This window comes from Methanohalophilus euhalobius (genome assembly GCF_900215215.1).
Classification (GTDB): Archaea; Halobacteriota; Methanosarcinia; order Methanosarcinales; family Methanosarcinaceae; genus Methanohalophilus; species Methanohalophilus euhalobius.
The window spans coordinates 14,952-36,663 of sequence record NZ_OBDR01000002.1 but is presented as its reverse complement, the minus strand read 5'-3'; the positions used below and the strand labels follow the sequence as shown (position 1 = coordinate 36,663).

The following is a 21,712-nucleotide window of genomic DNA, read 5'->3' as shown; positions in this document are numbered from 1 at the left end:
CAATGATTGCCGATGTACTCAGGTTATTTCCTGGTATAACCTCCAGGGACTTTCGTATTCTAACAGGTATTGAAGTAGGCATGCAAGACCATGAATGGGTGCCTTTTGATGAACTTGTGAAATATACACGTATAGACCATCAGAATCTGGCTTATCTGTTAGGTGAATTGATCGAAAAAGAGCTTGTTGTGGCAACAACAAGACCTTATGAAGGCTACAGGCTGTATTTCAATGGTTATGATGCTCTGGCTATCAATGCACTGGTAAAACGGGGTAGTATCTGTGCCCTTGGGGATGAAATCGGTGTGGGCAAGGAATCGGTTGTTCATGAAGGTATGAAAGAACCTGAATTGCCCATAGGTGATCCGGAAACGGTGATAGTCAAATTCCACAGGGAAGGGCGCACCAGTTTCAGGGATGTCAAAAGGGTCCGTGGACACCTTGTTAATAAAGAACATTTCTCCTGGATATATGCCGCCCGGCTTGCGGCGGGTCGTGAATATGAAATAATGTCCCGTCTGTATCCTGATATAAGCATTCCCAAACCTATTGACCGTAACAGGCATGCTATAGTAATGGAACCTGCCAAAGGAGAACTTTTGTTCAAGGTCAGACTGGAAGATCCCGAAATCTTTTTTGATATGATAATGGAGCAGGTCGAAAATATCTATTGCCATAATGTAATTCATGCCGATCTGAGTGAGTACAATATTTTTGTCAATCCCAAAGGTGTGCAGATTATCGATTGGCCTCAGTATGTAACTCCGTCTCATCCTCATGCAGAGGAGCTCCTAATGCGTGATATTTCGAACATAGCTGCTCATTTCAAGAAAAAATATAATCTGAAAAGAGATGTCGACGCATTATATGGACAGATAGTATCCAGTACCGATAATATTAAAGATTAATACAAACAAAAATACAGATAATGACATCAAATGCCATTTATGGTATAGACGTTGCCGGGGGGTCGCCGCGTTCCGGTCAGGTTCCACGTTATGCAGTTGCTATTCTGAAAGACGGTTCGGTTTACAGGCATTCGATGTTGAAAATACATCGTATTTTCAGGATGATAAAAGATGATCATCCAATGATAATAGCTGTAGATAATATCTATGAACTGGCAAAAGATAAGAAGGAATTGATTCATTTCCTGGAAAAACTCCCTTCTGGTGTGAAACTCGTACAGGTCACAGGTGGATTGAAGCAGGTTTCCCTGCCCTTTCTTGCCCACAAGTATGATATTTCAATAAATCCCCGTGATCCCGGGGATGAAGCAGAAGCCTGTGCAAGACTGGCTGAAATGGGAGTAGGGGTGGAAGTATCCCTTTTTGAGGATAAAACAAAAATAAAGGTAAGCAGGGCACGTTCTCTTGGCAGGGGAGGTTGGAGTCAGAATCGTTATTGTCGTAAGGTTCACGGAGCTGTGAAAGTCAAAAGCCGTGAGATTGAATCGATACTTAAAGGAGCGGCAAAGGAGCGCAACTTCAATTACACAAGCAAAGTCGTCAAGGGCTTTGGAGGATATGTCAGGTGTGAATTTACCGTTAATGCACGCAAGTGCGATGTACCCATCCATCCCTCATCCGGTTCGGATGTGCAGGTAAATGTCAGGAGTTTTGTGAGGGATAAGATACAGTATATACCTTTGAAAAGCAAAGAACGCAGGCCTACTATTGTGGGTGTTGATCCGGGCACGACTGTTGGCCTCTCCATACTTTCTCTTGAAGGTGATGTTCTACATTGCGCCAGTTATCGGGGTATTTCCCATGATGAAGTGGTGAAACTTATTTCTGAATACGGCAAACCTGCAATAGTGGCGACCGATGTATACCCGATGCCTGCAGCAGTGGAAAAAATCAGGCGTAGTTTCAGTGCTGTCAGTTATTCCCCCGGTGGTCCCATTCCATCGGATGAAAAGATTGAACTGGCTAAACCCCATGGCTATTCCAATGACCATGAAAGGGATTCCCTTTCCGCTGCCATATCAGCTTATAAAAAATACAGACAGCTTTTCCTGAAGATTGAAAGCAAGTATCCTCCTTACATGGATATCGATAAAATAAAAGTCGAAGTCATCAAAGGTTCATCCATAGAAGAGGCCATTAATTCTTTGAAAGAACACAAGCAAGCAACTAAGGCCCAAAAAAGTGTAGCAGAAACTTCTGGCTCTTCTTCTGATGATATTGATGATGAAACCTACCGTAAAATGACAGAAAAACTTAAACGCAGGGATTTGGAGATCGCTGAATTACAGGAATATGTGAAAGAGCTCGTTGGTCAACGCAGGTCAAGGGATAGTACAATCTCCAACCTGGAATCAAAAATTCGGCAAATGCGTGAAACTGAACGCATTAAACTGCAGAAGGAAAAAGAGATTTCAATTCGTAATAAGAAAATTGCGAACCTTAAAAGGGATATCAAACGTCTGAATAAGAGGCTTCATAATTCCAGGGCTCAGGTAAATCGCCTTAAACGTATAAAAAAGATGGAAAGCAGGGGGGAAGGCATTCCTGTAAAGGTCATTTCCTCTTTTAGCCGTGAAGCCATCCTGAATGTAGCAGATGTATATGGCTTAAAAAAAGGTGATGTCGTTTATTTCCAGGACCCCAGTGGAGGAAGCGCTTCAACTGCTGGCCTGCTTGCAGATTATTCACCAAAAGCACTGATCGTACCTGCAGAAATATCTTATGCGGCAAAAGAGGTATTTTTCGAGAAAAGCATTCCTGTAATTGAAGGTCTGGAAATACAAAAGGAGGGTGATTTTGCAGTTGTATCTCCTAAAACTTTGAAAATTGCAATTGAAAACTGGTTTGGCAAAGCTGATCACTGGAAAAAAGAAAAAGAGCAAGAGAAATTAAAATCCCTTGTGGATGAATATAGAAGTGAGCGCCGTCGTGGTATAACCTGATATTCAGGGCCATTTCCTGTCAAAGAAAGGGCTTTTTCCTGAAACGCTTAATGGAATTCCCATAACGACATCCGCTTCAACCAAACCCAGTGAACGTGCGGCGTTTCCTGCTGAGTACATTATGCGGTTATCTATGCACAGGTCTTTTGCTTTAGCCACAGCAGATCCAATAGCAATTCCGAGATCTATGTTCTTGAAAGCACAGTTAGGACCCGCATAATCTCCTTCTATTATTTTTTGAGCTTTCATTTCTGTACATGTTGCAAAGCCGCAGGCAGCACAGTTCAATTTAAGCGGCTCGGCATGCTTGACTCCTATAGCTATAAAGGCATCCGCCTGCCTGACATTTGCTGCATCCCTTTTCAGGAACTGGAATCCATCACTCTTTTCATCAGCGATATTTTCCATCTCGGTTGCGATATCTTCCATATCTTTTCTATCGGCCAGGGCAGTTACTATATCATCAATTCCTTTACCCTTTGGAGCAGTTCTGGCTGCTGCTAATACGATCCTCGCCATTTCTGCTACTTCTTTTTTTTCAGGATTTTGTTCCATGCATAACGGATTGATAATACTGGTCTTTAATTGTTTCGGATATTGTGCGAAAGTGTAATATTTAATGTCGGGATTGTTGGCACTATGCCACGTTCGGCCCTGATACTTGCAGGAGGAAAAGGAAAACGTTTTGGTTATAAAGAAAAGGCCCTGATAGAGATAGAAGGGATGCCTGTAATCAGTCGGATAATCAGCACACTTGAGCCGCTTGTGGATGAAATAATAATATCCCTGCGGGATAAACACCAATATGATTTACTTGCTCCAGTTACGGGAGAATTACCAACGGCTTTTGACGAGTATGAAGGGGTAGGTCCCCTTGCGGGCATATTGGCAGGATTGAAAGCTGCCTCCTATGAATATATTTTTGTCACAGCCTGTGATATGCCTTTTCCTGACCCGAAAATAGTTGAGTTGCTCTTCTCAAAAGCAAAAGGCCATAATTGCGCTCTCATAAAAAGAAAAAATGACAGTTATGAGCCTCTCTGTGCAGTTTACAGGGTTTGCCTGCTGATTCCCCTCATTGAAAAGTCGATACGGGATAACAGGTATTTCATTCTGTCACCCGTATTTGAAATGAATGACATGGTTGAAGTGGACATAGCGGAAATAGAAAAAATGGATCCACTCCTTGCATGCCTCCAAAATATTAATACTCTGGATGACCTCAGGTCAGTCAGGAATGATTTCATCGGGTCATAAGGGTTTCACCGGTTGCAGGAGCATAGGCCTCAACACCGATTTCATCCATTATCCATTGTGCGAACCCCTCCGCATCATCCCCGTGCATTGTGTACACGGTTTCAGTTCCCCTGTCGCAAAAGTCCCTTACAAGTTCTTTCAACTCTTTATCCCCGCAATGGGCCGAAAAATCGTATTGCTCCAGTTTGCACCTCAGATGTTGTATTCGGTCATTTATTTCGAGAAAACCACTGTCAAGAGCAAGTCTGCCGTTTGTTCCTTCGACCTGATATCCTGTAAGCATTACTTTTGTTTTCGGATCGTCAGCTTTCTTATCCAGATAATAGAGTACAGGGCCTCCATTAAGCATTCCCGCAGTTGTTACTATGACCGAACCTTCCAGAGGAATTCTATTTCTCTTGTTTCCTTTTACAGTAGTAGCAAAACCAAATGCCTTTTCCAGTTTTTTTGGATATTTTAGGTATTCTGGATGATTCAGCATCTCATCTGTCATTGCCACTCCCATGCCATCCACAAAACAGGGAATCTTTTCTGAATGGAGTAACATCATAATTTCCTGTGTCCGTCCAATGGCAAAAGCAGGGATAATGACCGTACCACCGATATCAATTGTATCAATAACAGACTCAATAAATGCTTTCTCGGTTTCCTTTCGGGGTGGGTGGTCTTCTCCAAAGTATGTGCTTTCTGTAATCAATACATCTACATCAGGCAATGTGTCAGCTTTTGATACAAGCCTGGAATCACTGGTACTTATATCACCGGTATAAAGCAGGCTTTCCCCTTTATTGTCCTCGAGGTATATCGATGATGCACCCGGTATGTGCCCTGCACTATATATCCTGGCAAGATAGTCGTTTGTCCTGACCTCTTCTCCAAAGTGCTTTCTTCTTGTAATCTGGGAAAGTTTCTGCAAATCTTCTTCATCATACGGTTCTGGTAATCCTCTTCTTTCTGATATTTTGAGTGTGTCCCTGCCCAGGATTTCAGTAAACCTGGAGGTCATATGTGTCATGTACACCTCTGGACTCAGGTCCATGAGGTTGGGAACCGCTCCGCAATGGTCAAGATGGCCGTGGGAAACAAAAATGCTTTTCGGAAAAATACCATCAACTGGATAGTCGGGTCGGTCTCCCGGCTTGATGCCGTAATCTATCAGAATCTCTTCATTCACCAGAATTGCAGATCGCCCTACCTCCCTGCAACCCCCTTTAAAATCAATACGCATAGTTTTCTCCCTCTTAATATGCAACTGCTTCCTGCCATCGGATTATTTTACCCAGAGGTATATTTGTAGTTTTTGAAATTTCGTTTGCATCTGAATTTTCAAGTTCATCGACAGTTGAAATGCCTGCAGAATTTAGTTTTTCTTCGGTAACTTTCCCGATACCCGGAATATCACTGATCTTTTCCGGTCGCGGAGTTGCAGCTTTTTCTTTCTTTTGTTCTTCTTTCCATTCAAGGTAGTTACAATAAGGACACCCCAGATCCCATGCTCTTTTCTTCTGCCCCTTTACTTTTATGTGGTACAGGCTGTGTTTGTCACATGTCTTGTCGGTAACAAGTATATGTCCGCTTTTTGGAAGGGGCAGGGAAAATGTGCAGTCAGGGTATCCTTCGCATCCGATAAATCTTGACCCCCGGCGTGAGCGGCGTACGATCAGGTCACAACCACAATCCGGGCATTTGCCTATGATCTTATCTTTTCTCAGGCCTTCCCTGAGGGATTCGGATATTTTCTCACGGTTCTCTTCCAGTTCCTTAAAGACATCTTTCAGCATGTCCCTGGATTGCTGCAGTACCTTTTCTTCAGATATATTACCCTCTGCAATGCGGTCCATGTCTTCTTCGAGAGTACTGGTCATGTCTGGTCTGGTAATTGTGGGGGCATAATTTTCCAGCCCTTCTACCACCGCATATGCAGTCTGGGTAGGCTGGAGGGGATTGCCATGCACGTATGCTCTTGAGTAAAGTTTGCTTATAATTTCATGACGTGTGGCTTTTGTTCCCAGCGCCATGTCTTCCATCATTTTGATGAGTCTTCCCTGACCATATCTGCCCGGGGGGTTCGTTTCCTTATCAAGCATTTCTTTATCATTAACAGGAAGTATCTCCCCTTCTTCCAAAGCAGGGAACAATCGATCTTCCGGAGCATTGTAGGGGTAATACCATCTCCATCCTGGCTTTACAAGCCGGGAACCATTTGCCCTGAATTCCTCTTCATTGATGTCAAAACTGACCTTCATGGTTTCCCATTCTGCATTTTCGGCAAAAGTGGCAAAGAACCGCCTGACTACAAGTTCATACACTTTCCATTCATCTTCCTTAAGCTGGGATTTCTTCGCAACTGATGCAGGAAAGATTGGCGGATGGTCTGTAGTTTCTTTCTTTCCCTTTGTGGGTTTGAGCTCTTTTTTTGCCAACAGTTTTTTTGCATATTCACTGAAATGGCCTTTAGAGAACATTTCTATCTGTTCTCTCAGGTCAATTGTTGAGGGATAGACAGTATTGTCGGTTCTGGGGTATGAAATATAACCGTTGGTATAGAGGGATTCTGCTATTCTCATGGCATTGGCCGGGGTAAATCCAATCGAGTTGGCAGCCCTTATGAATTCGGTTGTATTGAACGGCATGGGTGTCTTGTCTTCTTTAGTGGAAGTTTCCAGGGAGGAAACCAGTGCTTCATCACCAATAACTCCAAATACCCTGTCTGCTTCTTCCTTTTCCCAGAAGCGGGTTTTCTTATGCCTGATCTTGAAATTTTCTCCGTTTTTAACCAGGTCTACATATATTTCCCAGTAAGGCGCAGGTACAAAAACCTCTCTCTCTTTTTCCCTGTCCACAATAAGGGCAAGGGTTGGTGATTGTACACGTCCGACCGATAGGAATTGCTTTCCAAGTCTTCTGGAGGCCAGGGAAATAAAACGTGTGAGACTGGCACCCCATACCAGATCAATTACCTGTCTGGAATGTCCTGCATCTGCGAGATTGAAATCGATTTTTGTAGTGTTTTCGAATGCTTCCTTGATAGCTGCAGGTGTGATTGCACTGTATACTGCCCTTTCATACTCGATGTTTTCGTTTACTCCTTTTACGATATTGAGAGCTTCAACACCAATAAGTTCACCTTCCCTGTCGTAGTCAGTGGCAATAGTAACCTTTGTTGCCTTTTTACCGAGTTTTTTCAGGGCGCTCACAATTTTTGCGTGGGTAGGTGTAATAATAAGTTCGGCGTCTACGAGTTCTTTTGCTTCAACCTTCTGCCAGTTATTGTATGCGGGAGGGAAATCGAGCTGGACTATATGTCCGCTAAGCCCGATAACTATGGTTTTCTCATCGTTCCCAAACTCATAGGAGTCAATACCGCTAATCCTTTTTTTCTGCGGCTTTTTTGGACTGAGAATAGATGCAATTCGTCTTGCTGCAATTTGTTTTTCGGCTATTATCAGATGCATTGAGGATCACGTTATAAGTTGTTTTTTCTATTTTCTATAAATATTTCTGTCAAAAGAGTCATTGCATATAAATGTATCTTTCAGCAAATATCAATAATGTAGTCTCAATTTATTTTTTTGAATACCATATCTACCGCTTCTTTTGCCGAATGGGCAGGGATTGTTCCTTCAATATCCCACTTTGAACAAAGTCTGATGGCTGGTTTGCCGTTTTTAATAGACAATGCAATCTCTGATAATGTACCATATTCCCCACCAACTGCTATAGCCGCATCGCATGAAGCCGCAATGATTGCATTTCTTGCGTGTCCCATGTCCGTTACTATGGCGATGTCAACATAAGGGTTTGCTTGTTTTGCAGAAGACCCGGGAAGTATTCCAACAGTTTTGCCACCTTCTTTTTTACATCCCCTGCAGGCAGCTTCCATAACACCTTCCATGCCACCACAAAGAAGGTATGCTCCCCTTTTTGCAATCTCTCTTCCCACCTCTTCTGCAAGGCTGTCGATTTCACTGTCGCAGGACCCGGCCCCGATAACTCCAATTTGTATCTCCATATTTTACCTCCTACTCAGATGTATTCATTTTGGATTTGTATAATGTCCTCACTATTGTTCGCTTTACTATAATCTTCCAGAGGTTGTCTGTTAAGTTCCAGAAAAGTATGTCCCCATCTAAACTTTGACAGGATTTTTTCTGCCTGCTCTTTATTTCCCAGAATATACAAAGCTGCGGCAAAAGCTTCTACAGAATTCAATTTAAAAGGTTTGCCAAAATTCACCGGATTTGAAGCTAGCAGATAGGGCAATGCACGATGCTGTAACTTGCGGCGCAACAGTTTAGGAAAAATTTCTTCCACGGTATTCCAGGAACAATCAAGGACAATAATGTTTGAAATCTCACTGTCTGCAGGCGAAAGGGCTTTTTCTGCCAGTGGGTCCAGTAAGATGGATCCCTTTGGGAGTGAATGTATTTTTTCATGCAGTCGGACCAGATCAAATTTTTTGAGTCTTTTACCTGTGCATTTTTTAGGATCACATTGCCGGGCATGATAAATATGGAGTCTGAAGTCTTTCATTCAGGCTATATTATTCATTAATAATACATATTGTTTGTTCAAAAAAGCTTGTGATCCGGCCGGTTTCGTGCCGGCCAGAATCAACAAAGGTGGTTGTATGATATTTGCTCCCGGACTGTGCGGGGGCCGGGCAGACTTGCTAATCTGTCCCACTATAAAATGAGGGTTGTTCTACTATTTAAATGTTAACGGCGAATACTTTGTATAATTCCATTTCCTTTTTTGCATATTTGGGATGTCTGTCTAATATAATTAGGACTTTTTCGGATGCCAGGGTATTTTACAATCAAAGATCATGCCTGGTTTTGTCAATAATCCTTGCACCATCTCCCGTTTTTCCATATGTGTATATGTCCAGTTGATCCTTTTTTATAAGGCATACAGCACCCTTTACGGGTGTCCCATGCTTATTCAGCGTGGAATGTATTGATAGCAATTTATTTCCAAACCACCATTTATATCCTGTATCCAGTGAACTATGGGCACGAATAATCATTTGGAGGTCATTAAGGCGCAGGAATCCTTCCACAATATCGGGGCCAAAGGTCCGTATGCTTCTTCCTCTTATGGAGAAGTTCAGGCCCGGTATCTCTGAGGGGTCATTCCAGAGATAATTAAATGAATCTTGTTTTGTGATCGTTGTTGTTTTTCTGATATCCTCGATACCGCCGTGGACACAGAATATTTTTTTATTTATTACAGCTGCTACAGGCATTTCTTCAAACACGATATTAGCAAAATTGAACAGCTCACTATCTTTCAGCTCATCAAAGAATCCCCTTTTCTCGTTCATCTGCTTTGTTTCATGATTCCCTCTCAGGAGGAAGACATTTTTCGGTGAGGCAATCTTTAATTTCAATAATCTTGAAAGGACTTCTGCAGAATTTCTTCCCCGGTCTACATAATCTCCCAGGAATATTATATTTGCAGGTTCTAACTCTTCTTTAATTGAAATTACCATGTTCAGGGCTTCAAGGTCTCCATGCAAATCCCCGATTATCATTGTGGGAAGTTCTTTTATTCTTATTACTGCATCTTCTTCCCTGAACAAGATTCTCGCATCTGCTAGATTGGCCTGAAATTGTTCGTTTTGGTTCATATCCACTCTCTTTGAGACTTCTGTATAGGAATATTTAAATTAATTATGGTTGATATGGGCTTATATTGATGGAGGCGAAAAATGGGTTTGATCAAAGGTGCCGTTATAGGCTTGATAGTTACATTTGTACTTTATTTAGTTCCGTTTGTAAACATGCTTTCTCCATTTATAGGTGGCTTTGCAGGAGCCTATTCCGAGGTGCGTTCTGCATGGGATGGCTTCTTAGTAGGCACATTAATGTTCATATTGATGGTGATTCCCGGTTTTATTCTGGCAGGCTTTGTGGGTTCCCTTTTTCACAATATACCGGGTTTGATGGCAATTGTTACAGGACTGGGTGCAGGCATGTTCGTCCTGATTATGTTGCATACCGGCATAATTGGTATTATTGGAGCAGTTCTCGGTGGACTGCTGGCTCATGATTAAAAGGATGTCAGATTATTGGTATGTATATGGCTGAATCAGAAAAACGGGTAATGCATATTGGATGGGATGCTGAAGCCGTCTTCATTAGCCGTCCCAACCGATTTGTTGCGATTGTAGATATTCTGTCATCTGGTAAGCAAAATGTGGCTGTCCATGTTCATGACCCCGGAAGGCTGGTTGATCTGCTTTACAGGGGAAACGGGTTACTACTGAAAAAGGCGACAAATCCCCATCGTAAAACAAAATGGGACCTCATTGCTGCAAAAAAGGATGCTGAATGGATACTTGTAAATTCTGCATATCATCGCAAGATTGCTGAGTGGGTATTATCGTGTCCTGACATTAGTCCCCTGGGGCGGGTGGATTCAATTTTGCCTGAGCAAAAACTTGGTGACAGCAGACTGGATTTTCTTGTTTTCAAAGGGGACAAACGTATCTGGGTAGAGATTAAAGGGTGTACCCTTGTTAGGGATGAAGTAGCCCTTTTTCCCGATGCTCCTACAATAAGGGGCAAACGTCACCTTGATGAACTTATACTGGCAAAGAAAAACGGGGACAATGCAGCGGTTCTATTTCTGGTTTTCAGGGCTGATGTAAAATATTTTTCCCCTAATCGGCTAATGGACCCGGGTTTCTATTGGTCATATCAAAAGGCTAGGGAGGCAGGAGTGGATTTTTATCCGCTTCTGTTTACCTTCCGGCAAGGAAATATTTATTTTAATAAGATACTTCCTTCACATGAAATTTGAATTGGCTACATGCCATATTGGATAAAAATTGGTAATGTGCAAGTTGTATGTTCTTTTCAACACACTCAAGAATAAGCATATACAGAACCAATTACTTATTTGAGGTTGATTATGTATATGCCAATAATGAGTATATATTTTATGTATAACAAACCATAAATATGGTGTTTACTTTTCTACTTTCTGCTATATGGGAATCTGTTGGTGTATATGGGTAAAAATATTATTGAATACAGGGACCTTAGCATTATTCATTCGCATCAGAAGGTTCTGGAGAATTTCAACCTTATAATTAAAGAAGGTGAAAAAGTTCTAATCCGGGGGAAATCCGGGACCGGTAAATCCACCCTTTTTTTGTGTTTGCTGGGATTGATGCGCCCTTCAAAGGGGGATGTTTATTTTAAGGATTTGCCGGTTAATGGTAATTCTGTTTCTGTTGTGCGTACAAAAATAGCCTATGTTCCCCAGGATGTTGATGTTGGAAGAGATAGTGTAAATGAGTTCTTTGACACTATATTCTCCTATAATGCCGTTGGGTTTACTCCGGATTTTGAAAAAATCCAAAGATTGCTTGAATGGTTTGAACTTGATGATTCCATTCTCAAAAAAGAATTCAAATCTCTCTCTGGAGGGGAAAAACAACGTATTATACTCATTTTGTCTCTACTTCTGGAAAGAAATGTATTTTTGCTTGATGAACCCACTTCTTCCCTCGATTCTTCATTAAAATCAAAGGTAGTTGACTATTTTGTCAATGACCCTTCATTAACAGTAGTTGTCATTTCACACGATCCCCAGTGGGAAAGAGAAGGTTTGCGTGTTGTGGATATTCCGAACAAATGAGGTGCATAGATGGCAGAAATTAACTTAATTCAAAATATCGGGGTCTCCGGATTTATATTCTGCGCCTTGTTGCTTATTCTTCCCTTTATGGTAAGTTATTATTTCAAATTGGGTATCATAAAGAAAAGTGTCATTATCGTATCGCGGATGTCTTTCCAGTTATTCCTGACAGGGCTTCTGCTTACCGTAGTTTTTGATATTAATAACCCGCTTATTAACGTTTTATGGGTATTTGTAATGCTGTTCTTTGCAACATATACCATACTCGAAGGAACGGATTTCAAGACAGGACCTTTTCTTCCCACAATGCTAATCCTTTTTTCCATTGCAAACATACTGGTTCTGTTTTATTTTACCGGTTTTATCATAAAACTTGATGATATCTTTGAGGCTCGCTATCTCATACCCATTGCAGGTATGCTTATGGGCAACTCATTGCGTGCAAATATTGTTGCATTGAATGATTTTTATCAAGATGTAAAGAACAATGAACAACGTTACCTGTACAGGCTTTGTGTTGGTGCATCCAAGAAAGAAGCCTTATTTCCCTACATGCAAAGGAGTATGCTATCTTCTCTCAAACCAACTCTTGCCAACATGGCAACTATGGGTATAGTATTCCTGCCGGGCATGATGACCGGTCAGATATTGGGGGGAGTGGATCCCATACTGGCTATCAAATACCAGATAACCATAATGGTAGCGATTTTTGTAACTACTGTGCTGGGTGTCCTGATTTGTGTAATTGTAGTCGTGGAAAAAGGCTTTGATGATTATGACCTGATGGTCGAAGATATTAAAAAAGTATAATTCCTCATTTGAATAATTACTGAAATAGAAGTTGTCCTGTCTCTATTATAACTTAATAATTTGAACTTGACCACTTTCACCTGATTTCTGTATTTTGTTGCCTTCAGTTCTTCCCCATATCTCCTTTTTAAAACAGAAAACATCGTCTCTACCAGCTTTCTGTAATGATAGATGTCTTCAGCAAATTCATTTCTCATTTCTCGACCGCATACCATAAAGTCACAGATTTAATGGGAGTTCCAGTTCTCAATCTGTAACAAAACACATTCATCTCCATTGTGCTTTTTATAGCCACAATCACATTGGGGACTTCTTATAAAAATGATAATGTACTAGTGGAATTTAAAGGGAAGGTTTTCTACAGACCCCCTCATTCATTGTTGTATTGTATTGAGTGTTTGGTATATAGGAGGACTGATTGTGGCAAAATACAGGAAAATTGTGGCTTCATGGAATAAGGAAAGGAGAAAACACTTAAAATTTCCTCTGTGAAATCAGTGGTTACATTTGTTCTCTTATGAAAATATTAACAGAACCAAAACTTATTTGTCATTTAAAACGAATCTATCATAGGTTACATATTATTATGGAAATAGAAGCCAAGGTAGTGGGGACAATGAAAATAAACGTTGTATTTTACAGTCTCTACGGGCACGTTTACAGGATTGCGGAAGCAATTGCCGAGGGTGCCCGGGAAGTAGAAGGTGCGGAAGTCGGAATTTATCAGGTAGCGGAGACTCTTAGTCCTGAGATTCTGGAGAAAATGGGGGCGTTAGTGTCCAAAAAGAGTTTCGGGCATATACCTGTTGTAAGTATAGACAATCTTGTGGAAGCTGATGCTATCATCTTCGGGACTCCGACTCGCTATGGGATGATGACTGCCCAGATGCGAACATTCCTTGACAGCACTGGCAGTATCTGGGCGCAAGGTGCACTTATCGGTAAAGTTGGCAGTGTCTTCACATCCAGTGCTACCCAGCATGGGGGTCAGGAATCGACCATACTCAGCTTCCACACAACTTTACTGCATCACGGGATGGTGATTGTGGGTGTTCCTTATTCAGAGGTAAGACAAACAACCCTTGATGAAATATCAGGTGGCAGTCCTTATGGAGCTTCAACTATTGCGGGCAACGGGCCTGATACTAGGCATCCGAGCGAGAATGAGCTTGGAATTGCACGTTTCCAGGGTCGGCATGTGGCAGAGATTACACGAAAGCTTATAGGTGAATGATTTCTGCAAACTCAAAGCTATGCCGGTATTGTGATACTGAAGTCTTTACGTAAAAATATTCGAATTCAACAGCAAGGATGAGTCAGGTAGCATAAGTGAAACTACATGTGAATACTATGGAGATATCTACAAAATTTCCGAAAAACCACTTGAAGTAATAAAGAAGTGCAGACCCGGAATTCTTCGCTCTGCTGGAGAACACCCGTCAGACAGCACTTTCAGATGGCAGCGTCCCGATGAAATACAAATTTCTCATTGCAAGGTCCCTTGGTGCCGCTGCCGGTGCGATCAATGGGGTACAGGGCCTTGTAATAGGGGCAATGAATAAAGGAGCAACAAAAAAAGAAGTCATATAAGCTCTACGTATAACGCAATATACTTCCGGGCTCGGGAGTATAAGCACGGCGGCAAACTCTTTGAAGGATGGATTGTAAATTAATAATCATACGTCAAAAAAGTGAAAGGAAGTTATTTTCCTTTCCTTTTTTCCTTGGCAAGTTTCTTTTTGGCATCTTTGTTGCCGCTGGCTGCTAATTCTTCCAGTTTTGCCAGTTTTTCTCTCTTTGCACCTTTTTTTCTGTCTATATCTTTTTTCGACATTGCCATAATCAAATACCTTCGTTGTATTTCCCTTATGCAGCAGTATAATTCGGTTTAAACACTATTTATGAGTTTCTAAAAAATTGGCTTTGTAGAAAATCTATACTATGTGGTTACATTTGTATTCTCATGAGTATTTCTACAAAGCCAATGAATATTAAGTATATATTAAACGTCTTATATATACAATTCTGGCATAAATTATATATGGATTATGAGTTTATCTGAGGTCCGGGTATATTTGATTCTATAAGGGGCAAAATAAGATTATTGACATGCATACACATTCTTTCTATTCCGAGGGGTACACTTTCACCTGACGGACTGGTTAAGGAAGCTTCTGAAGTGGGACTGAAATCTATATGTCTTATGGATCATGATACACTGGATAGTGTTCTTTCTGTTGGTGACACTACGTCAAGATATGGCGTTGAATTTATACTGGGTATGGGTATTGATGTTGGGAATGCTAAACTAAAAACTGTGCTTGCAAAGATGCCAGGTGAAAGGTTTGAGAGGGCAAAAGAGATATCTTCTCTTATGGATTTAGTTATGATCAGGAGAAAGTGTTGCAGAGTTTCCAGATAAGATCATTGCTTTCCTGCATCCCATAAAATTTAAAGTTGCCAAATTCCAAGTTCTTCTGCAAGGGCACGAACTCTTTCGATGGCCTTTTTCCCGATACCTTTTTTCTTCATAAGGTTGATGCGCTCCTCTGTGGATATGCGTTTTGTTCCTTTCACAAGGTTATCCGCATGAGCAACTATTTTCTCTTCCATGGAGAGGGGCATATAATCCTGTGGTGGAAGTCCCATTTCTTTTGCTTCATCTTTAGGGATACCTGCACCAATATGGTTCCTTATAATATCTATTAGTTTTTCGTCAAGGCCCAGTTCAGTAGCACGCCGGCTACCAGCATCTGCATGCATAATGCCGTGTGTGGTACCTCTTCCGATATCATGTAAAAGCCCGCCGATTCTGACGAGTTCTATATCAACATCGTAGCCCCTTCTTTGAAGCCTTTCTGCAATCTCTTCGGATGCCCTTGATACTTCAATGCAGTGCTGGATTACTTTTTCAGAACACCCTTCGTTTTTGAGTAGCAGTATTGCATCCCTGTAAGAGATCATTGCTCAACTTTCCTGCAGGGCAGTAAGTCTTTCTTTTAGTGTCTCAACCATTTCCGTATTTTCCTGGAAGGTCAGGTCTTCACCACATACCGGACAAAGAAAATGGCACTCAGCTGCATTGTTGAACAGAATCCTTATGCATCCTTCCGGGCAGACATAAAATACGTTATCCTCTTCAAAATCCAGACGTGCCTGAAGGTTCTTAACGAGTTTTTTCTTCTCTTTTGTCAGCTGGGTATCTATGTCATCCATGTCAAGTTGCCAGAGGTATGTCAACCAGCCGCTGCTTGAATCCCTTTCCCGGCGACATACAGCAAGTTTATTCTCGTTCATTATGAATAGGTTTCTTCGAACAATATTCAATAACACACCCGTAGCTTCTGCTATTTCCTCGTCGGTGACTTCACCTTCGGGCATATTCTCAATCATTGTGATTCCTTCTTCTCCAAGCAGCTGTATCAGGTATCCTCGTACTACAGGGTCATTTAAATCTATCAATTGATCGCCTCATGGAAAGGAATTAGTAATAAGTAGAGTTTACGCTTTCTACCTTTCATGCTATTTATAGTTATGGGGTTGCATTACATTATCTTATGCAGCATTTTCGCCTGTTCTTTCATATATCCAATTACATCGCTTCTGGAATTACCCTCTGCCAGTATAGAAACAACCGGCTCATCCGGGAATGCCTCATATCCGGATTTCGGGATGTCTGCAAAACGCCCCCTTCCAAAGACTTCAGATATTTGTTTGCGGACAGTAACCGGTTTTTCAGAAGCATACAGTATAGTTCTCCCACCCCACCGCTGGTATTTCGGTTTTTCTGGCAACATCCCCTTAAATGCATCTACATGAGCCTGAAACAGATTGATTCCTGTTGCAATTTCCACACTATCCAGGCTTCCCTGGAACCTGGCATTTATTTCCAGTATCAATGGCCCCTTCTCTGTAATTATGAAATCCATTCCATTGGAGCCTTTCAGTTCGAAGTGTTTACATAATTTTTTGCAGATTTCAATCATTTCCTTTTCATGGGCTGTCTGCATGGGAGTGATATTTCCACAATAGGCAAACGGCATGTTAGTAAGCCAGGCAATTCCAATAAGTTGCTCATTAACAGCAATTGTAGTAGCCTGTTTTCCATCACTTATCATGGAAACACTTGCTGCAGTGCCGGGTATGACTTCCTGCAGAATAAGTTCATCCGGTTTGAAATTTCCGGCTTTGCATATATTGTCAATCTGATATTCCAGTTCATCTGCACTGGTTACTATTTTATTGAAAATTCCTCCGCCCCCGATTGCTGGTTTGAGTATCATAGGGGTGTTTATTTGAGGCGGATTAGTAGCTACGTGGGTTTCAGGATGGGGGATCCCAAGTTTTTGTAATTCTTCTGCAAAACATTTTTTATCCGATACAGTTCTCATTTGTCTCACAGAATTATTCAGGACTGGGCAGTCAAAGATTTCCCTCTCAAGATTTTCAAACCCCGAACCCAGGACTACTCCGTCAAAATCCGTTTCGAAATTATCCATTATCCGGACAATTTCTTCCCGATCCACTTTATGGATGTCTTCTTCCATCAAAGCATGGCATTTGCAGGTATTATATTCCAGATCCCGGTCACAAAAAGCATCAATTGCATATACATTATATCCTGCATCCATGGCAGAACAGGCAATATTCCTGCTGCTGTACCCGATTATCAGGATATTTTTCATGCTTCTATCTCTTCGGGGATGGGTATTATTCCATATTCGGTTTTAAGTACCGGAATTTCCTCTCCCTCTCTGGCAGTCAGGAAAAAGGGTTTTTTGAGGGTCACTGTCTGGTAGTTTGTGGGATCAAGGACCATTATGGCATTGTCTTCAATTGCCACCAGCACAGCCAGTATTGAATCATTGTATACACCCAGGAATTCGGCCTTTTCGATATCTTCTATGGATGCAATAACTTTCTTGCCGGTTTGCAGGTCTATACATTTGGCTTTTTTATCACAATTTTTTATTTGCAATACCTGATTATTAAAATAGAGAATATTTCCGGGAACATATTTTGGCAGGCGTACGGCATATGATACTCGATAGAGCTCCTTACCATCTCGCTGGCTGAACAGGGACGGGGATTCCTGATGTTCTCCTCCAAGTTTGGATGTTATAATTTTACAGATCTGCCTGCAGGCTCCGGATGAGCCAATATAGTAATCTGTCCCTTCCTTTGATGAAGACATGTTTGAAATAAAAGCCAGTCTGTCCCCTTTTTTCTCCATCCTGCTCAGGGTATCGCGGACCAGGTGGTCACATTTTTTCTTTTCTTCATCTGTAGGATTCCTGTTACTTGCCCTAAGCTGGATGATTCCTTCATAGTAACCGGCAGCTATCCTGCTGCATGCATCACAGACACTGCGCTGGACACGGACCTCAGTTGTAAGTTTTTCTTCCAGAGGCATGCCGTAGATTTCTGCCTGAATGTAAATATTAACAATATACTGGTAGGGAGTCAGTTTTTGAGGTTCAAATCCAAGTTCAATTATGTCTGCATTTTCATGAAGCAACAGTTCGCTTTCAACTTTCTCAAGTACTGTATTTGTATCGTGTTTTGTATCTGTCCACTGCCCCCTTTCGTACTTGGAGCCACATCTGGCACAGATCTGGGTGCTTATGACCGGGTCTAATTCGGCAAGTTTAAACTGCTTTAAAAAACAGTTCTTGCACACATTTTCATAAAGATTGTGAGTAGGATTGCCACATTTAGGGCATATGAGTTCTTTCATTAGACGCTGCATTTGATATTGTGTTGTATATTAGTCTTTTGGACATATTGTTGGGATTTCTGTTTCAATACGTCCTTGATAATCCATTTTTATATTAATTGCCTCAAGACCAGTTTCTTTTTCCAATCTATGTTACCCAAATGGGTTACACATGTTATTCTATAGAGATTTCTGATTAACTCCTCTTCTCACCCAAACTAAACAACAATATTTATATCTAATCAAGATAAATTTAGTTATATGAGTACTTTCATTAATTTCACCCTGAAACAGGAATATGACCGTTTGATAGCTGCTGGTGACAAACTATCTGAAATAGACAAGCTAATCGACTGGAAACCATTTCGTCCCATACTGGAATCAATGTATATCAACAGGACAGACAAAGGTGGTCGACCTGAAAATGATGTTGTAATGATGTTCAAAATGCTTGTATTACAACAATGGCATGGTCTTTCAGATCCAGAACTTGAACGACAATGTATTGATCGTATTTCATTCAGAAAATTCCTGGGGTTTCCAAAGCGAATACCTGATGACACAACTGTATGGTCATTCAGGGAGAGGATTGCAAAATTGGGACTGGAAGAACAAATATGGGGAGAACTACAAAGACAGATTGATTGTAGAGGATTGGAAATTAAAAAGGGAATGATTCAGGATGCAACCTTTATTGTTGCAGAACCTGGACATGCCAATCAGGAGAAAATGAGAGGTGATGAGGCAAAAACAAGAAGAAGCAGGGATGGAAATTGGTCAAAAAAAGGTGGCAAATCATATTTTGGGTACAAACTGCATACGATTATTGATAAGGAGAATGAGTTGATTCGAAGGTTTAAAACGACTGTGGCATCAGTACATGATTCACAGGTGGATCTGTCAAAAAAAGGAGAAGTGGTGTATAGGGATAAGGGATATTTTGGAGTGGAGGCAAAGGGATTTGCGGCAACGATGCAAAGAGCGGTAAGAGGAAAGCCACTAAATATCAAACAGATTATGCGTAATGACAGGATTAGTGTACAGAGGATGCCCTGTGAAAGGGTGTATGCGGTGACAAAAGGCGTATTCAAAGCGGGAAAGGTGATGGTTACGACGGTTAAAAGAGTAAATCTAAAAATGATGGTTACGGCGTTTTGTTTCAATTTGCATCAAATGAGGACGTTAAAAAGAAAAGGGGTGATGGCCTGAGAGCGGAAGCTATCTATAAATAAGCAGATATTTCAGAATAATTGCCTGGGAAACAGGCAAATGGAACAATAATAAGAACAATTTTTATAGAAGTTCTGGAAGAGGAACGTTAATCTGAATCCTCTTTTATTATCCCTACTGTATCCCTGTATAGTACAGCTTATTTTCAAATGTTGCTATTGAAGGTGGTTATATGGAAGGCTTGACATCAGTTATGAGAAAAAGGGCTCTGTAGAAATCCTTCCCTCTACCTTCCATTAATAAATTATCATTTTTAGATGAAAGGTCCCCAATGTGATTCTGGATAGGCAAAAACACATTGGTGATGAATGTGTTTTGTTCCAGATTGAAAATCTGGAACTCTCATTAAATCTGTAATTTAGTGGTATACCGTCGTAAAAATACAGAAATCAGGTCAAAGAGGTCAAGTTCAAATATATAGACAGGGCAACTTCTATTTCAGTAATTTTCCAAATGAGGATTTCTACAGAGCCTTTATTTCTTACAGATTCAGGGCACACGATAATATGTCTATATAACTTCAAAAATCACAATAATTCCATTTATTGCAAAATATGCAGGATAAACGCAATTAATCAATCACAAAATATTATTTTCAAAATATGGTTCGTCGATCAACAAACCCATTACACGCAAATATTTGGCGTCAATAAATAATTGCCTGCAATCAACATCATAATCAACTCTATCCTCACCTAGTAACCTGTAATATTGTCCGGTAGTTAATTGAAGGGTATATTGCATTGAATCAAAAATTCTTCCTTCATTAATGCATTTTTGGTATTCTGATTTGAAATTAGATGGAACGGCCTCTATAGAATTAAATAGATTATAAAAATCAGACTCCTTGAAATGAGAACCTTTAAAAGGAGCGATATTATCGATTATTTCTTTAAACCTTTCTTTTGTTTCGTCGAACAATTTTTGATTTTTCCCGAAACCATTGCCATAAACATCATTGACTATGTTATGGAGCATTGTTTCATGCATTAAATCTACTGAAGCCAATGAATCCAATGTTTTTTTCACTAAATTTTGGTCATATATGTAATGGTCACTTTCAGAACCTTCAGAAAAGATGTATACATCACATATACCTTTTAGTGGATAACCTTCACTATTCTTTTTTCTATTAACCCTGCCAAATCTTTGTATAAGAGCATCTATTGGAGCTGGTTCAGTAAAACAAACATCATAATCCATATCTAGAGATACTTCAATTACCTGGGTCCCTACCAGCAAATCGAGATTTTGTAGATTTTTTTCTATTAATTCTCTGTCACGCAACACAAATTTACCATGAAGAAGAGCAGACTTTTTTGTAAAACCTTGAAGATGATTATACACATTTTGAGCTTGCTTGACAGTATTACAAACAACCAATACTTTCTCATTGGCTTGAATTCGTTCAGCGATTAAACTCATGTTGTCAAATATATTTCCATCAAGTATATTGCATCGATGACGAAGATATTTGTTGGATTCACCTTCATTCATCTTTATTGCTTCATCAACATCCAGCATATCCTGAAATAAATCTTTTAAAAAATCTGGAAGGGTTGCTGACATTACCATTACCTTAGCGTCCATTTCATTAACTAAATGAGAACACATTGAGTAAATCAGGCCGGCAGTTCTGGTATCGTATGCATGGATTTCATCAAATATGAACAGGCCACGGTACATTTCAAGAATACCCATCTCATAGCCTTTGAGGGAGAAGAAGTGTTTTATGGACTGAAATGGGGTCATTATCTTATATGGACTATAGATTTTCTTTGTAATATTTTTTACTTCTTTGTATTGTTCCTGATCATATTGCTTATACAGAAAATAAGTTGCTTTCCCATGCAACAAGGAAACATATCCATTTGTAGAGTAATATGGAGAGAAGTCATATAAGAGTCGATTATACATTGCATTTATACTTGCAGTATATGGCAAGGTGTAAAATATGCGATTTCCGGAATTTTTGTCTAAATTAGCAGAGCTCCAAAAGAGGGAAGCTTCTGTTTTTCCTGAACCTGTTGGGGATATAACGATGGAGTTGCCTCGTGTACTCAAACATTTATTTTGAACATCTGTAAGTTTTTCGAAATTATAAACAGAATACATATCAGAAATTGGTTTAAGCACAT

The 21,712-nt window shown here is 40.5% G+C and carries 23 protein-coding genes and 2 pseudogenes; 12 read left to right on the top strand and 13 right to left on the bottom strand.

What is annotated here, in order from left to right; translation table 11 throughout:
• Positions 1 to 2 precede the first annotated feature (2 nt).
• Entirely contained in the window at positions 3 to 908 is a 906-nt protein-coding gene (locus tag CP947_RS02355) for a serine/threonine-protein kinase RIO2 (RefSeq protein WP_096711655.1), read from the top strand.
• A 20-nt stretch (positions 909 to 928) separates the two neighbouring features.
• A complete protein-coding gene (locus CP947_RS02350) occupies positions 929 to 2,911 on the top strand; it encodes a DUF460 domain-containing protein (protein WP_096711654.1) in 1,983 nt (660 codons plus the stop codon).
• A 3-nt stretch (positions 2,912 to 2,914) separates the two neighbouring features.
• Here the strand turns inward: CP947_RS02350 and CP947_RS02345 are convergent, their stop codons facing one another.
• On the bottom strand, positions 2,915 to 3,466 hold the full coding sequence (locus CP947_RS02345; protein ID WP_096711653.1) for a ferredoxin domain-containing protein: 552 nt from the start codon (positions 3,464 to 3,466) through the stop codon (positions 2,915 to 2,917).
• Between the two features lie 42 nt (positions 3,467 to 3,508).
• Between CP947_RS02345 and mobA the strand changes: the two genes are divergently transcribed.
• Positions 3,509 to 4,168, top strand: a complete 660-nt coding sequence (gene mobA, locus CP947_RS02340) for a molybdenum cofactor guanylyltransferase (protein WP_096711652.1) — start codon at positions 3,509 to 3,511, stop codon at positions 4,166 to 4,168.
• Here the strand turns inward: mobA and CP947_RS02335 are convergent.
• The 5 genes from CP947_RS02335 to CP947_RS02315 all read right to left on the bottom strand — a co-directional run bounded on the left by CP947_RS02335 (position 4,155) and on the right by CP947_RS02315 (position 9,800).
• Complete coding sequence (locus tag CP947_RS02335; protein WP_096711906.1) at positions 4,155 to 5,396, bottom strand: MBL fold metallo-hydrolase; 1,242 nt, start codon at positions 5,394 to 5,396, stop codon at positions 4,155 to 4,157. The two genes, mobA and CP947_RS02335, sit on opposite strands and share 14 nt — an antisense overlap.
• A gap of 13 nt (positions 5,397 to 5,409) precedes the next feature.
• Positions 5,410 to 7,623 (bottom strand): DNA topoisomerase I, encoded by a 2,214-nt coding sequence (locus CP947_RS02330; protein WP_096711651.1) that lies wholly within the window; start codon positions 7,621 to 7,623, stop codon positions 5,410 to 5,412.
• Between the two features lie 104 nt (positions 7,624 to 7,727).
• Positions 7,728 to 8,180, bottom strand: a complete 453-nt coding sequence (locus CP947_RS02325) for a TIGR00725 family protein (protein ID WP_096711650.1) — start codon at positions 8,178 to 8,180, stop codon at positions 7,728 to 7,730.
• Positions 8,181 to 8,194: 14 nt separating this feature from the next.
• Complete coding sequence (locus CP947_RS02320) at positions 8,195 to 8,701, bottom strand: DUF367 family protein (RefSeq protein WP_096711649.1); 507 nt, start codon at positions 8,699 to 8,701, stop codon at positions 8,195 to 8,197.
• 286 nt (positions 8,702 to 8,987) lie between these two features.
• Positions 8,988 to 9,800, bottom strand: coding sequence for a metallophosphoesterase (locus CP947_RS02315; RefSeq protein ID WP_096711648.1), 813 nt, complete (start codon positions 9,798 to 9,800; stop codon positions 8,988 to 8,990).
• Between the two features lie 81 nt (positions 9,801 to 9,881).
• On the opposite strand from CP947_RS02315, the gene CP947_RS02310 reads away from it, so the two are divergent.
• The 4 genes from CP947_RS02310 (at position 9,882) to CP947_RS02295 (ending at position 12,628) form a co-directional block, all read left to right on the top strand.
• On the top strand, positions 9,882 to 10,226 hold the full coding sequence (locus CP947_RS02310) for a DUF5518 domain-containing protein (RefSeq protein ID WP_096711647.1): 345 nt from the start codon (positions 9,882 to 9,884) through the stop codon (positions 10,224 to 10,226).
• A 26-nt stretch (positions 10,227 to 10,252) separates the two neighbouring features.
• Positions 10,253 to 10,975: a DNA/RNA nuclease SfsA gene (sfsA, locus tag CP947_RS02305; protein ID WP_096711905.1), complete on the top strand. Its 723-nt coding sequence runs from the start codon at positions 10,253 to 10,255 to the stop codon at positions 10,973 to 10,975.
• A gap of 210 nt (positions 10,976 to 11,185) precedes the next feature.
• The gene (locus CP947_RS02300) at positions 11,186 to 11,818 is read left to right on the top strand and encodes an ABC transporter ATP-binding protein (protein ID WP_096711646.1); all 633 of its coding nucleotides are present in this window, start codon (positions 11,186 to 11,188) and stop codon (positions 11,816 to 11,818) included.
• A gap of 9 nt (positions 11,819 to 11,827) precedes the next feature.
• Positions 11,828 to 12,628: an ABC transporter permease gene (locus tag CP947_RS02295; RefSeq protein WP_096711645.1), complete on the top strand. Its 801-nt coding sequence runs from the start codon at positions 11,828 to 11,830 to the stop codon at positions 12,626 to 12,628.
• Here the strand turns inward: CP947_RS02295 and CP947_RS02290 are convergent.
• A pseudogene (locus CP947_RS02290) lies at positions 12,592 to 12,831 on the bottom strand (IS5/IS1182 family transposase); the annotation flags it as partial. The gene CP947_RS02295 and the pseudogene CP947_RS02290 sit on opposite strands and share 37 nt — an antisense overlap.
• A gap of 413 nt (positions 12,832 to 13,244) precedes the next feature.
• On the opposite strand from CP947_RS02290, the gene wrbA reads away from it, so the two are divergent.
• Together wrbA and CP947_RS02280 are read left to right on the top strand one after the other, a co-directional pair.
• Positions 13,245 to 13,862 (top strand): NAD(P)H:quinone oxidoreductase, encoded by a 618-nt coding sequence (wrbA, locus tag CP947_RS02285; RefSeq protein WP_096711904.1) that lies wholly within the window; start codon positions 13,245 to 13,247, stop codon positions 13,860 to 13,862.
• Between the two features lie 188 nt (positions 13,863 to 14,050).
• Positions 14,051 to 14,218: a hypothetical protein gene (locus tag CP947_RS02280; RefSeq protein WP_375363017.1), complete on the top strand. Its 168-nt coding sequence runs from the start codon at positions 14,051 to 14,053 to the stop codon at positions 14,216 to 14,218.
• 112 nt (positions 14,219 to 14,330) lie between these two features.
• Here CP947_RS02280 and CP947_RS10475 read toward each other — a convergent pair whose 3' ends face one another.
• The gene (locus CP947_RS10475) at positions 14,331 to 14,468 is read right to left on the bottom strand and encodes a hypothetical protein (protein ID WP_164909054.1); all 138 of its coding nucleotides are present in this window, start codon (positions 14,466 to 14,468) and stop codon (positions 14,331 to 14,333) included.
• A 264-nt stretch (positions 14,469 to 14,732) separates the two neighbouring features.
• Here CP947_RS10475 and CP947_RS02275 point away from each other — a divergent pair, with 264 nt between their 5' ends.
• Positions 14,733 to 15,050, top strand: coding sequence for a PHP domain-containing protein (locus tag CP947_RS02275; RefSeq protein ID WP_096711644.1), 318 nt, complete (start codon positions 14,733 to 14,735; stop codon positions 15,048 to 15,050).
• 29 nt (positions 15,051 to 15,079) lie between these two features.
• On the opposite strand, the gene CP947_RS02270 is transcribed toward CP947_RS02275, so the two are convergent.
• The 4 genes from CP947_RS02270 to CP947_RS02255 form a co-directional block, all read right to left on the bottom strand.
• Positions 15,080 to 15,592 (bottom strand): TIGR00295 family protein, encoded by a 513-nt coding sequence (locus tag CP947_RS02270; protein ID WP_096711643.1) that lies wholly within the window; start codon positions 15,590 to 15,592, stop codon positions 15,080 to 15,082.
• 3 nt (positions 15,593 to 15,595) lie between these two features.
• A complete protein-coding gene (locus CP947_RS02265; protein WP_096711642.1) occupies positions 15,596 to 16,090 on the bottom strand; it encodes a transcription factor in 495 nt (164 codons plus the stop codon).
• An 83-nt stretch (positions 16,091 to 16,173) separates the two neighbouring features.
• Entirely contained in the window at positions 16,174 to 17,313 is a 1,140-nt protein-coding gene (locus tag CP947_RS02260; protein ID WP_096711641.1) for an ATP-grasp domain-containing protein, read from the bottom strand.
• A complete protein-coding gene (locus CP947_RS02255) occupies positions 17,310 to 18,365 on the bottom strand; it encodes a 60S ribosomal export protein NMD3 (RefSeq protein ID WP_164909053.1) in 1,056 nt (351 codons plus the stop codon). The genes CP947_RS02260 and CP947_RS02255 overlap by 4 nt, the downstream gene beginning before the upstream one ends.
• 240 nt (positions 18,366 to 18,605) lie before the next feature.
• Between CP947_RS02255 and CP947_RS02250 the strand changes: the two genes are divergently transcribed.
• Together CP947_RS02250 and CP947_RS11100 are read left to right on the top strand one after the other, a co-directional pair.
• Entirely contained in the window at positions 18,606 to 19,553 is a 948-nt protein-coding gene (locus tag CP947_RS02250; protein WP_096711639.1) for an IS5 family transposase, read from the top strand.
• A 399-nt stretch (positions 19,554 to 19,952) separates the two neighbouring features.
• Positions 19,953 to 20,045, top strand: a pseudogene (locus tag CP947_RS11100) (IS5/IS1182 family transposase); the annotation flags it as partial.
• 108 nt (positions 20,046 to 20,153) lie between these two features.
• Here CP947_RS11100 and cas3 read toward each other — a convergent pair.
• On the bottom strand, positions 20,154 to 21,710 hold the full coding sequence (gene cas3 / locus CP947_RS02240) for a CRISPR-associated helicase Cas3' (RefSeq protein WP_096711637.1): 1,557 nt from the start codon (positions 21,708 to 21,710) through the stop codon (positions 20,154 to 20,156).
• Between the last annotated feature and the right edge of the window lie 2 nt (positions 21,711 to 21,712).